Annotated in this window: 11 protein-coding genes; 9 read left to right on the plus strand and 2 right to left on the minus strand. The window is 70.0% G+C overall.

Annotation, left to right across the window (positions count from 1 at the left end; all coding sequences use genetic code 11):
- The first annotated feature begins 52 nt into the window (after positions 1-52).
- The 5 genes from AB0F38_RS06535 to AB0F38_RS06555 all read left to right on the plus strand — a co-directional run bounded on the left by AB0F38_RS06535 (position 53) and on the right by AB0F38_RS06555 (position 6,626).
- Positions 53-1,855 (plus strand): cellulose synthase catalytic subunit, encoded by a 1,803-nt coding sequence (locus AB0F38_RS06535; protein WP_361887566.1) that lies wholly within the window; start codon positions 53-55, stop codon positions 1,853-1,855.
- A 9-nt stretch (positions 1,856-1,864) separates the two neighbouring features.
- The gene (locus AB0F38_RS06540; RefSeq protein ID WP_361887937.1) at positions 1,865-3,820 is read left to right on the plus strand and encodes a galactose oxidase early set domain-containing protein; all 1,956 of its coding nucleotides are present in this window, start codon (positions 1,865-1,867) and stop codon (positions 3,818-3,820) included.
- A gap of 77 nt (positions 3,821-3,897) precedes the next feature.
- Positions 3,898-4,407, plus strand: coding sequence for a MarR family transcriptional regulator (locus tag AB0F38_RS06545; protein ID WP_361887569.1), 510 nt, complete (start codon positions 3,898-3,900; stop codon positions 4,405-4,407).
- Positions 4,408-4,462: 55 nt separating this feature from the next.
- Entirely contained in the window at positions 4,463-4,795 is a 333-nt protein-coding gene (locus tag AB0F38_RS06550; RefSeq protein WP_361887572.1) for a DUF3817 domain-containing protein, read from the plus strand.
- A 130-nt stretch (positions 4,796-4,925) separates the two neighbouring features.
- A complete protein-coding gene (locus tag AB0F38_RS06555) occupies positions 4,926-6,626 on the plus strand; it encodes a methylmalonyl-CoA mutase family protein (RefSeq protein ID WP_361887575.1) in 1,701 nt (566 codons plus the stop codon).
- On the opposite strand, the gene AB0F38_RS06560 is transcribed toward AB0F38_RS06555, so the two are convergent.
- On the minus strand, positions 6,602-7,270 hold the full coding sequence (locus AB0F38_RS06560; protein ID WP_361887578.1) for a TetR/AcrR family transcriptional regulator: 669 nt from the start codon (positions 7,268-7,270) through the stop codon (positions 6,602-6,604). The genes AB0F38_RS06555 and AB0F38_RS06560 overlap by 25 nt on opposite strands.
- A gap of 315 nt (positions 7,271-7,585) precedes the next feature.
- On the opposite strand from AB0F38_RS06560, the gene AB0F38_RS06565 reads away from it, so the two are divergent.
- From AB0F38_RS06565 to AB0F38_RS06580, 4 genes are all read left to right on the plus strand, one after another.
- Positions 7,586-8,557, plus strand: coding sequence for a tetratricopeptide repeat protein (locus AB0F38_RS06565; protein WP_361887581.1), 972 nt, complete (start codon positions 7,586-7,588; stop codon positions 8,555-8,557).
- A 598-nt stretch (positions 8,558-9,155) separates the two neighbouring features.
- Positions 9,156-9,809 (plus strand): DUF6230 family protein, encoded by a 654-nt coding sequence (locus tag AB0F38_RS06570; protein WP_361887584.1) that lies wholly within the window; start codon positions 9,156-9,158, stop codon positions 9,807-9,809.
- Between the two features lie 94 nt (positions 9,810-9,903).
- Positions 9,904-10,467: a DUF6114 domain-containing protein gene (locus AB0F38_RS06575; RefSeq protein ID WP_361887587.1), complete on the plus strand. Its 564-nt coding sequence runs from the start codon at positions 9,904-9,906 to the stop codon at positions 10,465-10,467.
- Positions 10,457-11,728, plus strand: a complete 1,272-nt coding sequence (locus AB0F38_RS06580) for a hypothetical protein (protein ID WP_361887590.1) — start codon at positions 10,457-10,459, stop codon at positions 11,726-11,728. The genes AB0F38_RS06575 and AB0F38_RS06580 overlap by 11 nt, the downstream gene beginning before the upstream one ends.
- 96 nt (positions 11,729-11,824) lie before the next feature.
- On the opposite strand, the gene pyk is transcribed toward AB0F38_RS06580, so the two are convergent.
- Complete coding sequence (pyk, locus tag AB0F38_RS06585; protein ID WP_361887593.1) at positions 11,825-13,252, minus strand: pyruvate kinase; 1,428 nt, start codon at positions 13,250-13,252, stop codon at positions 11,825-11,827.
- Positions 13,253-13,282 lie beyond the last annotated feature (30 nt).

Raw genomic sequence — 13,282 nt, forward strand, 5'->3', positions numbered from 1 at the left:
GGCGGCGCTCTTCGGGCCTGTCGGGTCGACACGCTGCCGGATATCACCTTGTGTGGCGATATCCACCCGTTCGACCGTTGGAGGCGCGTTGCCGTCGGAGGGCTACGACTACGACCGCTACAGCCGGCTCGCGGGGCCGCTCACGGAGCCGGCCGCGACGGGGTACCGGGTCGGCTACCGCAGCCTCCTGTCCACCGAGAAGCACCGAATAAGAGCAGTCCTCCTGATGACGCTCGCCCCCGTCCTGACCGGTCTGCTCCTGCTCTACCTGGTCTGGCCCACGCACTGGACCTCGCGCGAGAACGGCGAGCCCTGGCTCGTCGCCGCGGACACCGTGATGCTCCTGTCCATCGGGCTCGTCGAGCTGTTCATGCTGGTCAACGTGGTGTCCATCGCGCACGCCACGATGGTGGCCAGGGACCCCGTCCCGGTGACGCCCGAGCCCGGCACCAGGGTCGCCTTCCTCACCACGTACGTACCGGGCAAGGAACCGCTGGCCATGGTGCGGGCCACCCTGGAGGGCGCCGTACGGGTGCGCCACCCGGGGCCGATGGACGTCTGGCTGCTCGACGAGGGCGACGACCCGGAGGTCAGGATGCTCTGCGCCGAACTGGGCGTGCACCACTTCACCCGCAGCGGGGTGCCCGAGTGGAACCGGGCCGAGGGCCGGCACAAGGCCCGGACGAAACACGGCAACTACAACGCCTGGATCGCCGGGCACGGGGACGCCTACGGCTTCTTCGCCTCCGTCGACACCGACCACGTACCGCACCCCGCCTTCCTGGAACGGATGATGGGCTACTTCCGCGACCCGGACACCGCCTTCGTCGTCGGACCGCAGGTCTACGGGAACTACGACTCGGCCGTCACCAAGGCGGCCGAGTCCCAGCAGTTCCTCTTCCACGCCCTGATCCAGCGCGCCGGCAACCGCTACGGCGCGCCCATGTTCGTCGGCACCAACAACGTCGTGCGCGTCGCGGCCCTGCGCCAGGCCGGCGGGCTCTACGACTCGATCACCGAGGACATGGCCACCGGTTTCGAGATCCACCGCCGCCGCAACCCGCTGACCGGGCGGTACTGGCGCTCCGTCTACACCCCGGACGTACTGGCCGTCGGCGAGGGCCCCGTCTCCTGGACCGACTTCTTCACCCAGCAGCTCCGCTGGTCGCGGGGGACGTACGAGACGCTGCTGCGGCAGTACGGGAAGGCGCTGCTGCGGGTACCGCCCGGCCGGTTCCTGAGCTACACGCTGATGCTCGTCTACTACCCCATGACCGCCGTCAACTGGCTGCTCGGCGTGCTGAGCTGCCTGCTGTTCCTGTGGCTCGGCGCCTCCGGTACCCAGGTCGCCGCCTCCCTCTGGATGATGCTCTACAGCGATGCCGCGGCCCTCCAGATCGGGCTCTACCTGTGGAACCGCCGGCACAACGTCTCCCCGCACGAGCCCGAGGGTTCGGGCGGGCTGGCCGGCATGGGGATGTCGGCGCTCTGCGCGCCGATCTACCTCAAGTCGCTGGGCGCCGCCCTGCTGCGCACCGACGGCCGGTTCGTCGTCACCCCCAAGGGCGGTGCGGCGAGCCCCGACCGGCTGCTCACCTTCCGTGTGCACCTCTTCTGGGCGGCCCTCCTGCTGGCCTCGCTGGCCGCGTCGGTGGTGCTCGGCCACACCCACGCGGCGATGCGCACCTGGGCCGTGCTGGCCCTGGCCATCGCCCTCTCGCCGGTCGCCGTGTGGTCCTTCACACGGCTCCGTGAGCGGCGGATCCGCGCGGGCCGCACCGTGCGCGCCGCCCACGGGACGGAGGCGCTGACCGTCGTCACCACCACCGCGGGCACCCCCGCAGGAGGGAACTGATCCATGCCCCTGTCCTACCGGCCCACGCAACGCGTGAAGAAGACCCTGCTCGGCGGCGGCGCGATGGTGGTGCTCGCCGCGCTCAACGCCCCCGCCGCCCTGTCGTTCGCGCAGGACAGGTACCACGCGTACACGATCGGCCGGCCCGCGTACAAGGCACGGTACGGCTCCTGGGACCGGGTGAGCATCCCCGAGCGATTCCGTACGAACGCCATCCACGCAGCCCTCCTGCGCACCGGGAAGGTGCTGATCGTCGCGGGCTCCGGCAACGACGAGGAGCACTTCGACGCGGGTACGTTCGACACGGTGCTGTGGGACCCGGACGCGGGCACCTTCAAGAAGATCGGCACCCCCGAGGACTTCTTCTGCGGCGGCCACGCGGCCCTTCCCGACGGCCGTCTCCTGGTCGCGGGAGGCACCGCGCGCTACGAGGTGCTCGGCGACGAGGTGCGGCACGCGGGCGGCGGGATGCGGGTGAAGAACGAGAACCCGGACAAGCCGCTCACCCTCAGGAAGGGCACCGTCTTCACGTCACCCGCCGGCGCGGAGTACGTGTCGAAGTTCGATGTGACCGTGCCGAAGGCGAAGCGCGCGTTCGAGGTGGACTACGACAGGAGCGGCGCGATGAAGCCCTGGAAGACGCGGGTGACCGCCTCCGAGCGGCGCGTCTTCGTGGAGGCGGTCGAGGAGGGGCCGCAGGCGGTGACCGGGAAGGCGGCCCAGTACCGGATCAGGGGACTCACGGGAAAGGCCGCGGACAACGCCTACGGCCTGGCCGAGAGGATCAGCATGGACAAGCAGGACTTCCAGGGGATCAGGGCGGCGTACGAATTCGACCCGGTGGCCGAGAAGTACGTCCCCGTCGCCCCCATGAAGGAAGCCCGCTGGTACCCGACGCTCGTCGGGCTCGACGACGGCAGGGTGCTCGCCGTGTCCGGTCTCGACGACGTCGGCGAGATCCTGGCCGGCGGCAACGAGATCTACGACCCGAGGACGAAGAAGTGGTCCAAGGGCCCCTTCCGCTACTTCCCGACCTACCCGGCGCTGTTCCTGACCAAGGGGGGCAAGCTCTTCTACCCGGGGGCGAACGCCGGCTACGGGCCGGCGGACAAGGGGCGGGTCCCCGGACTGTGGGACCCGGAGAAGAACACCTTCACCGAGGTCGGCGGGCTGACCGACGCCGACGAGCTGGAGACCGCGGCCGCCCTGATGCTGCCGCCCGCGCAGGACCAGAAGGTGATGGTCCTCGGCGGCGGCGGCGTGGGCGAGTCCGGGAGGTCCACCGCCCGGACCGCCGTCGCCGATCTCACGAAGGCGCGTCCCGTCTTCGAGCGGGGACCCGACCTCCCGCAGGGCACGCGCTATCTGAACAGCGTGCTCATGCCGGACGACACGGTCTTCACCACCGGGGGCTCCAGGGACTACCGGGGGCGCGGGGCCAGCAACATCCTCAAGGCGCAGTTCTACGACCCGGCCACCGGCAGGCTCACCGCGGCGGCCGATCCGACCGTCGGCCGCAACTACCACTCGGAGGCCCTGCTGCTGCCGGACGGGCGGGTGGCGACCTTCGGCTCCGACTCGCTCTACGGCGACAGGGCCAACACCAGGCTCGGCACCTTCGAGCAGCGGATGGAGGTCTACACCCCGCCCGCGCTGCACCGCGGCAACGGCGTGCGGCCGGTGATCGGGAAGGGGCCGGAGTCGGTCGCCCGCGGCGGCTCGGCGTCGTACGCCGTCGAGGGCTCCGAGCGGATCGCGACGGCGCGGCTGATGCGGCCGAGCGCGGTCACGCACACCACCGACGTCGAGCAGCGGTCCGTCGAGCTGGGCCTGAAGAGGAAGCCGGGCAGGGTGACGGTCACGGTGCCCGAGGACCCGGCACTGGTGCCGCCCGGCTGGTACATGCTCTTCCTCACGGACACGCGGGGGACGCCGTCCGTGGCGAAGTGGGTCAGGGTGGGCTGAGGTCCGTAGAACAGACGTCCGGTACCGAAGTGCGAGACAGGGCGGACCAGCATGTGACCAGTGGGTAAGGTCGTCCCGTGCCGAAGCCGCTCAGCCTTCCCTTCGATCCCATCGCCCGCGCCGAGGAACTCTGGCACCGGCGCTGGGGCCCGGTGCCCTCCATGGGCGCGATCACCTCGATCATGCGGGCGCAGCAGATCCTGCTCGCCGAGGTGGACGCGGTGGTCAAACCGTACGGGCTGACCTTCGCCCGGTACGAGGCACTGGTCCTGCTCACCTTCTCCCAGGCCGGTGAGCTGCCGATGTCCAAGATCGGCGAGCGCCTCATGGTGCACCCCACCTCCGTCACCAACACCGTCGACCGGCTGGTGCGGTCGGGGCTGGTCGACAAGCGGCCCAACCCCAACGACGGCCGCGGAACGCTCGCCTCCATCACCGGCAAGGGCCGCGAGGTCGTCGAGGCGGCCACCCGGGACCTGATGGCGATGGACTTCGGGCTCGGGGTGTACGACGCCGAGGAGTGCGCCGAGATCTTCGCGATGCTGCGCCCGCTGCGGGTGGCCGCCCAGGACTTCGAGGACGAGTGACGGCGACGGCAGGGTGCTGCAAGATCGCCCGGAGCGTCCGGCTACGCTCGATGCCATGAAACGCAGCGTGCTGACCCGCTATCGGGTGATGGCCTACGTCACCGCCGTCATGTTGATGATCCTGTGCGTGTGCATGGTCTTCAAGTACGGATTCGACACCGGCGAGAGCCTGACCTTCGCGGTCTCGCAGCTCCACGGTGTCCTGTTCATCATCTACCTGGTGTTCGCCTTCGACCTCGGCTCCAAGGCGAAGTGGCCGGTCGGCAAGCTGCTGTGGGTGCTGATCTCCGGCACCATCCCGACGGCCGCCTTCTTCGTCGAGCGCAAGGTCGCCCGCGAGGTCGAGCCGCTGATCACGGACGGTGCCGCGCAGGCCGTCAAGGCCTGACCGCCCGGTGTGACCGCGCCGTCACGCTCCGGCCGCACGGCGCGTCCGCACCACCCCCGGACCGCCCCGCGTGAAAGCGCCGGGCGGTTTGCCATCGACATTTACTAGGACGTCCTAGTAAATTCGAACCATGGACGCTCACGCGATCGAGGAAGGCCGCCGCCGCTGGCAGGCCCGTTACGACAAGGCCCGCAAGCGCGACGCGGACTTCACCACGCTCTCCGGGGATCCGGTGGAGCCCGCGTACGGGCCCCGCCCCGGTGACACCTACGAGGGCTTCGAGCGGATCGGCTGGCCCGGTGAGTACCCCTTCACCCGGGGGCTCTACCCGACCGGCTACCGCGGCCGGACCTGGACGATCCGCCAGTTCGCCGGCTTCGGCAACGCGGAGCAGACCAACGAGCGCTACAAGATGATCCTGGCCGCGGGAGGCGGCGGACTCAGTGTGGCCTTCGACATGCCGACCCTGATGGGCCGCGACTCCGACGACCCCCGCGCGCTCGGCGAGGTCGGGCACTGCGGGGTCGCCATCGACTCCGCCGCCGACATGGAGGTCCTCTTCAAGGACATCCCGCTCGGCGACGTCACCACCTCGATGACGATCAGCGGGCCCGCCGTCCCCGTCTTCTGCATGTACCTGGTCGCCGCCGAGCGTCAGGGCGTCGACCCGGGCGTGCTCAACGGCACCCTGCAGACCGACATCTTCAAGGAGTACATCGCACAGAAGGAGTGGCTCTTCCAGCCCGAGCCCCACCTGCGCCTCATCGGTGACCTGATGGAGCACTGCGCGCGGGACATCCCCGCCTACAAGCCGCTCTCGGTCTCCGGCTACCACATCCGCGAGGCCGGAGCCACGGCCGCGCAGGAGCTCGCGTACACCCTGGCCGACGGCTTCGGCTACGTGGAGCTCGGCCTCTCCCGCGGCCTCGACGTCGACACCTTCGCGCCCGGGCTCTCCTTCTTCTTCGACGCGCACCTCGACTTCTTCGAGGAGATCGCCAAGTTCCGCGCGGCCCGCCGCATCTGGGCCCGCTGGATGAAGGAGACGTACGGCGCACGGACCGACAAGGCGCAGTGGCTCCGCTTCCACACCCAGACCGCGGGTGTCTCGCTGACCGCCCAGCAGCCGTACAACAACGTCGTGCGCACCGCGGTGGAGGCGCTCTCCGCCGTCCTCGGCGGCACCAACTCGCTGCACACCAACGCCCTGGACGAGACCCTCGCCCTCCCCTCCGAGCAGGCGGCCGAGATCGCCCTGCGCACCCAGCAGGTGCTCATGGAGGAGACGGGCGTCGCCAACGTCGCCGACCCGCTGGGCGGTTCCTGGTACGTCGAGCAGCTCACCGACCGCATCGAGGCCGAGGCGGAGAAGATCTTCGATCAGATCAAGGAGCGCGGCACCCGGGCCCACCCGGACGGCAAGCACCCGATCGGCCCGATGACCTCCGGCATCCTGCGCGGCATCGAGGACGGCTGGTTCACCGGTGAGATCGCCGAATCGGCCTTCCGGTACCAGCAGTCGCTGGAGAAGGGCGACAAGCGGGTCGTCGGCGTCAACGTCCACCACGGTTCCGTCACGGGCGACCTGGAGATCCTCCGGGTCAGCCACGAGGTCGAGCGCGAGCAGGTGCGCGAGCTCGCCGGACGCAAGGAGAGCCGCGACGACGCGCGGGTGCGCGCCGCGCTCGACGCGATGCTCGCCTCCGCCCGCGACGGCTCGAACATGATCGGGCCGATGCTGGAGGCCGTACGCGCCGAGGCGACCCTCGGTGAGATCTGCGGCGTCCTGCGCGAGGAGTGGGGCGTCTACACGGAGCCGCCCGGCTTCTGACATGCCGTCCGCGCCGGCTGGGCCGCGGCGGCCGCCAGCCCCGAGAGCAGCAGCAGCGTGAAGCGCCGGGCCCAGTCGGTGTCGACGGGTTCGGCGCTCACCAGGGCCCGGTGCACCACGGCGCCGGCGATCACGTCGAAGACCAGATCGGCCGTGCGGGCCGCCATCGCCGCATCCGGCTCCGCGGGCAGCTCGCCGCGGTCCCGCGCGCGCTCGCGCCCCCGCAGGACCAGCCGCTTCTGCCGGGCCACGATCGAATCCCTGATCCGGTTCCGCAGCGCCTCGTCGCGGGTCGACTCCGAGACCACCGCCATCAGCGACGTCTTGGTCTCCGGCCGTTCGAGCAGTGCCGCGAACTGCAGGACCACGGCCTCCACGTCGGCCGCCAGGCTGCCGAGGTCGGGCAGCTCCAGCTCGTCGAAGAGGACCGCGACCGCGTCCACGACCAGCTCGTTCTTGCCGGCCCAGCGTCGGTAGAGGGTCGTCTTGGCGACCCCCGCCCGTGCCGCGACGTCGCCCATCGTCAGCTTCGACCAGCCGAGGTCGACCAGCGACGCGCGGGTCGCCTCCAGGATCGCGGCGTCGGCCGCGGCGCTGCGGGGACGTCCGGATCGGGTGGGTTCGGCAGGGGGGCGGCTCGGCATGCGGCGACCATACCGGCCGGTAAGTACCGCTGACCGGCCCCTGGGCCCGTGAGACAGATCACCGGATGCTCTTGCCCGGGAGGGGGTCCGGACAGTTACGCTACGGGTCGTAGCGTAAGGACGACGGTTCCCCCGTCGCCGCGCCACGACCGATCGACAGCCATGTGCCGGGTGGGGACCCGGTGCCGAGTACGGGATTTTTCAGGGCCCTGTGACCGTGTCCGTCCGTCCGCCCCGCACACCGGCGTGGCTGTGGAGGGGGACGGTTCGCGGATCGCTTTCCGGAACGGTGCGCCCAGGGGGGAGGATGTACGTATGCAGCCTAGGAACATGTCCATGAGCGGCGTCGTCGACCTCGCCGCCGTCAAGGCGGCCGGCGAGGCCAAGGTGAAGGCGGAGCAGGCGCGCGCGGAATCCGCCCGGCAGGGTGGCGGCGGTGCCGTGGCCCCGGCCTCCCTGGTGATCGACGTCGATGAGGCCGGCTTCGAGAACGACGTCCTCCAACGCTCCACCGAAGTCCCCGTCGTCATCGACTTCTGGGCCGAGTGGTGCGAGCCGTGCAAGCAGCTCGGCCCGCTCCTGGAGCGCCTCGCCGCCGAGTACAACGGCCGCTTCGTGCTGGCCAAGGTCGATGTCGACGCCAACCAGATGCTGATGCAGCAGTTCGGGATCCAGGGCATCCCCGCGGTCTTCGCCGTGGTGGCCGGGCAGGCACTCCCGCTCTTCCAGGGCGCCGCCCCCGAGAGCCAGATCCGCCAGACGCTGGACCAGCTCATCCAGGTCGGTGAGGAGCGTTTCGGCCTCACCGGGATCGTGGTCGACCAGGACGCCGGAGCCGGCGACGCGGCCCCGGCCGAAGTGCCCGCGGGGCCGTACGACGCACTCCTGGAGACCGCCGCGGCGGCGCTGGACGCCAACGACTTCGACGGTGCCGTCCAGGCGTACAGGAGCGTCCTCGCCGACGACCCGGTCAACACCGAGGCCAAGCTGGGCCTCGCCCAGGCCGAACTGCTCGGCAGGGTCGCGGGCCTGGACCCGCAGCAGGTCCGCAAGGACGCCGCGGAGAATCCGGCCGACCCGGCCGCGCAGATGGCCGCCGCGGACCTGGATCTCGTGGGCGGTCACGTGGAGGACGCCTTCGGGCGGCTCGTCGAGACGGTGCGCCGCAATTTCGGTGACGACCGGGACGCGGTGCGGGTGCGGCTCCTGGAGCTCTTCGAGGTGATCGGCCCCGAGGACCCCAGGGTCACCGCCGCGCGGACGGCCCTCGCGCGGGTCTTGTTCTGATGTGACAACACGGCCGTGGTGCCCTCGGGGCGCCACGGCCGTTTTCGCGGGCGAACGACAACGGACGCCTTCGCTTTACCAAATCTTGACAGAAGTACGCGCTGTTACTGGCAGTAAATCGCCTCCTGGGGTCTGTCCACTTACGGGCGCCAATCTCCCCATTCGAACGACCCTTTGGTGCCACCCTGTGTGGCCGGGTGGTATCGCCCTGTCGCACCCCGGTTATCGGCCCGTTACTAGCGAGTAACGACCCCCCTTGTGTCGCGGACGGGAATGCACCACGATCGGCCACGCTCGGTCCAATGCCCGCCGGCCCGGCAGCCAGTCGGCTCCGGCGGCCTGTTGGGTCCCCACCGGGTGGTCGGCGGCAGTTGTGCCGATCGCGGACAGGGGGGTTCCTGCCCTCGGCAGGGCCTGTCCGGACCGGTCGCGCAGACGCGCGGCCAGTGGTTGTCGCTCGGGGGTGATCGCCGGTGATTCGGATGCGGTACGCGCCTCCGGTCCGGGCGCTCTCCTTCCCGAGGACGTAGCACTTCTCCCATCCCAGGACGGGCACGATGCCCGTACCGGAGATGTACGTCCGAGAAGGAGGAAATTTATGAGTTCCCAGGTTCGCGGTGGTACCAGATGGAAGCGTTTCGCTCTGGTCATGGTGCCGAGCGTCGTCGCGACCGCCGCAGTCGGCGTCGGGCTGGCGCAGGGTGCGCTCGCCGCGTCGTTCAGCGTGTCGGGTCAGAGCTTCAAGGTCAGCACGGACAGGCTCGTCGGTGAGGACTTCGTCCAGTACGGCAGCGTTGCTGTCGGCAAGGACCTGAAGGGTAACGACGCGGCGCACCCGGTGGCCGTGTCGGGCTTCAACAAGGCCACGATCACCAACATGTGCCAGTCGGTGGTCACGCCCAACCTGCCGTTCGGTCTCGGCAGCGTCAGCCTCGAGCTGAACGCCGGCACGGACCCGAAGAAGCCGGTCCAGGCGACCAACCTCTACCTGGACGTCGCCCAGCTCGACGCCGACGCGACCTTCACCAACATCGACATCGGTGTCGCGGCGGGTTCCCTCAAGAAGGCCGACCGGCCGGGGAGCATAGGCATCCAGCCTGGCACCGCGGCCAACCCGAACGGCTTCGCGCAGAGGGCCGACAAGGCCGTTCTGACCGACGTGAAGCAGACGGCGTGGGCGACCACCGCCGGCACCTTCAAGCTCAGCAACCTGAGCCTGAAGCTGCACAAGGGCGTCAAGGAGTGCTTCTAGCACTCGCCCGGGTGGCCGGACCGCTCCCTGAGGGGTTCCGGCCACCCACCCCTTCTCTTCTCACCGCAGTACCGGTTCCAGGGAGCTGTTTTCCATGAGCCCCGAGTCCACAGGGCAGAACGAGCACCACCTCACCGTCCTCCGGCGGGGATTCCGCACCTGGCGGGGTAACCGGCCGTTCTGGGCGGGCCTGTTCACGATCATCGGCGGTGTACCCATCGCCTACTTCCCGTACGCCGATCTGCATCTCGGCAACATGACGCTGGCCATGTCCACCACGGCCGGCGCCGGATCCCTGATCATCGGGGTCCTGCTGGTCACGCTGGGCCTGACCATGTGGTTCCACCACATCGTGAGGGTCTTCGCCGGTGTGGCGGCGATCCTGCTGGCGCTGATCTCGATACCCGTCGCCAACATCGGCGGATTCCTGATCGGCTTCGTCTTCTCCCTCCTCGGCGGAGCTCTCTCCATCTCCTGGGTCCCGGGTGATCCGGAGGCAGCCGCCCCGGCTCCCGAGCCGAAGGCGCCGTCCGACGAGCGTGCACCCGGGACGGAGGAGACCGCGCCGCAGTACTACGACCCGACCGCGGTCCCGCAGCAGCCGTCGCCGTACGAGAAGTCGGTCGAGGTCGACAGCGGGGGGCATCGTGCGGGGTGACGAGACGCAGACGGGTGACTTCGGTCCGGAGGACCTCCGCGAGCGAAGAGGACCCCGCCACGCGGCGCCGAAGAAGTCGCTGCTGACGAAGCTTCACATGCCCGCGGGCAAGAAGGCGTTCGCGCTCGCCGCGATGCCCACGGCGGTCTTCGTCGGGATGGGGCTCACCCCCAGGCTCGCGCTGGCCGACGACAACGACATCCCCTTCGCCCCCGGTCCCTGTGTGACGCGCTCCGACGAACCGAGCGAGTCCGAGGAACCGAAGGCGACGCCGACGCCGAGCGCCACGTCCACCGGTGAGGCCGAGGGCGACACGGGCACGGACGAGAAGCCGGACACGGGCGGGACCGAGGCTCCGAAGCCGTCGGCGAGCGCGAGTGCGCCCGCGGAGGAGGCCGCCCCGACCGGGAACAAGGCCGAGGCGACGCCCACCGCGACGCCCACGCCCACGCCCACCGAGCCGACGAACCCGCTCGACCCGCTGGGTGTCGGTGACGCCCTCAAGGACCTCCTCGACGGCGACAAGGAGACGGCGAGTCCGTCCCCGAGCGCCACCACCGAGGCCCCGGAGCCGAAGCCGACGGAGACCGCGGTCACCGGTCCGGTCGAGGAAGCCACCGAGGAGGCGAAGGACGAGGCCGACGGGACCGCCGACGCCATCCGGGACGCCGCCGACAAGGCGGGCAAGGACGTCGAGGAGCTCGACGAGGACGTCAAGGGCCTCGACCCGGTCAAGGACGAGGACGTGCCGGACGGCGCCAAGGAGCGCTTCCCGTGCCCGACCGCGGACCCCGAGGCGCTCGCCGCTGCCGATCTGGAGCAGGGCCTGCCGCTGCTCCCGGACGACCCGTGGATCCTGGAGTCCTCGCGGCTCACGCTCAACGGGCTCGACTACGCGGGCATCGTCGAGGTGAAGACGTACAACGGCAGCATCAAGAAGGTGCTGAAGTTCACCGCCAGCTCCATCGACATCAAGGACCTGCACCAGCTGACGACGGGGTCGCTCGGCACGACCGGCCACGTCAAGGCGCGCGGCGGCTCCACGTCGACGATCCGGGACGGCGAGGTGACGATGTACACGGAGGAGCTGAAGGGCAACCTCTTCGGCATCGTCCCGATCACCTTCAGCCCGCAGACCCCGCCGCCGCTGAACGTACCGTTCGCCTTCTTCACCGACGTGAAGGTGACCCAGGCCGGCCAGTTCGGCGGCACGCTCACCGTGCCCGGCCTGCAGAACTACTTCACCGGTGGCAGGAGTTAGCCGGAGAGCTTCCGGGAGCCGCACAGCGACTGTGGCCCGCACCCCCGCTGTCCGGGGGTGCGGGCCACAGCCGTGCGTCCGCGCGACGCCTTCGTGTCAGGCGCGCTCGCCGCTCAGGTGGTGCACCCGGACCATGTTGGTCGTGCCGGGGACGCCGGGGGGCGAGCCGGCCGTGATGATCATGGTGTCGCCGTCGTTGTAGCGGTTCAGCTTCAGCAGTTCCGCGTCCACGAGGTCGACCATGGCGTCCGTGTTGTCCACGTGCGGCACGACGTGGGACTCGACGCCCCAGCTCAGCGCGAGCTGGCTGCGGGTGGACTCCTCGGTGGTGAAGGCGAGGATGGGCTGCGCCGTGCGGTAGCGGGAGAGGCGGCGGGCGGTGTCGCCCGACTTGGTGAAGGCCACCAGCGCCTTGCCGTCCAGGAAGTCCGCGATCTCGCAGGCCGCGCGGGCCACCGAACCGCCCTGTGTACGGGGCTTCTTGCCAGGGACGAGAGGCTGGAGGCCCTTGGAGAGGAGCTCCTCCTCGGCGGCGACGACGATCTTCGACATCGTCTTGACCGTCTCGATCGGGTACGCGCCCACGGACGACTCCGCGGAGAGCATGACCGCGTCCGCACCGTCCAGGATCGCGTTGGCGACGTCGGAGGCCTCGGCGCGGGTCGGCCGCGAGTTGGTGATCATCGACTCCATCATCTGGGTCGCCACGATCACCGGCTTGGCGTTGCGGCGGCACAGCTCGATGAGGCGCTTCTGCACCATCGGGACCTTCTCGAGCGGGTACTCGACGGCGAGGTCGCCGCGGGCCACCATCACACCGTCGAAGGCGGCGACGACGCCCTCCATGTGCTCGACGGCCTGGGGCTTCTCGACCTTGGCGATGACGGGGACCCGGCGGCCCTCCTCGTCCATCACCTTGTGCACGTCCTTGACGTCCTCGGCGTCCCGCACGAAGGACAGCGCGACCAGGTCGCAGCCCATCCGCAGGGCGAACCGCAGGTCCTCGACGTCCTTCTCGGACAGCGCGGGCACGTTCACCGCCGCACCGGGAAGGTTGATGCCCTTGTGGTCGGAGATGACACCGCCCTCGATGACGATGGTCGTGACCCGGGGGCCGTCGACGGAGACGACCTTCAGCTCGACGTTGCCGTCGTTGATCAGGATCGGGTCACCCTTGGTGACGTCCCCCGGCAGCCCCTTGTAGGTCGTACCGCAGATCGACCTGTCGCCCGGGACGTCCTCGGAGGTGATGACGAACTCGTCCCCGCGGACCAGCTCGACGGGGCCCTCGGCGAACTTCGCCAGGCGGATCTTCGGGCCCTGGAGGTCGGCGAGTACGCCGACCGCGCGGCCGGTCTCGGCGGCGGCCTTGCGGACCCGGTCGTATCGGCCCTGGTGCTCCTCGTGGGTGCCGTGACTGAAGTTGAAACGGGCCACGCTCATGCCGGCCTCGATCAGAGCGACGAGCTGCTCGTGGGAGTCGACGGCGGGACCGAGGGTGCAGACGATTTTGGAACGGCGCATGAGGCGGATCCTATCGGTTTGTTTCGCTAC

Origin of the sequence: Streptomyces sp. NPDC025273 (assembly GCF_040638585.1) — a bacterium.
Lineage (GTDB): Bacteria > Actinomycetota > Actinomycetes > Streptomycetales > Streptomycetaceae > Streptomyces > Streptomyces cinereorectus.

Coding starts and splice junctions, on each gene's coding strand:
- AB0F38_RS06550 (WP_361887572.1), top strand. CDS start 4,463: ATGAAACGCAGCGTGCTGACCCGCTATCGGGTGATGGCCTACGTCACC.
- AB0F38_RS06555 (WP_361887575.1), top strand. CDS start 4,926: ATGGACGCTCACGCGATCGAGGAAGGCCGCCGCCGCTGGCAGGCCCGT.
- AB0F38_RS06560 (WP_361887578.1), bottom strand. CDS start 7,270: ATGCCGAGCCGCCCCCCTGCCGAACCCACCCGATCCGGACGTCCCCGC.
- AB0F38_RS06565 (WP_361887581.1), top strand. CDS start 7,586: ATGCAGCCTAGGAACATGTCCATGAGCGGCGTCGTCGACCTCGCCGCC.
- AB0F38_RS06570 (WP_361887584.1), top strand. CDS start 9,156: ATGAGTTCCCAGGTTCGCGGTGGTACCAGATGGAAGCGTTTCGCTCTG.
- AB0F38_RS06575 (WP_361887587.1), top strand. CDS start 9,904: ATGAGCCCCGAGTCCACAGGGCAGAACGAGCACCACCTCACCGTCCTC.
- pyk (WP_361887593.1), bottom strand. CDS start 13,252: ATGCGCCGTTCCAAAATCGTCTGCACCCTCGGTCCCGCCGTCGACTCC.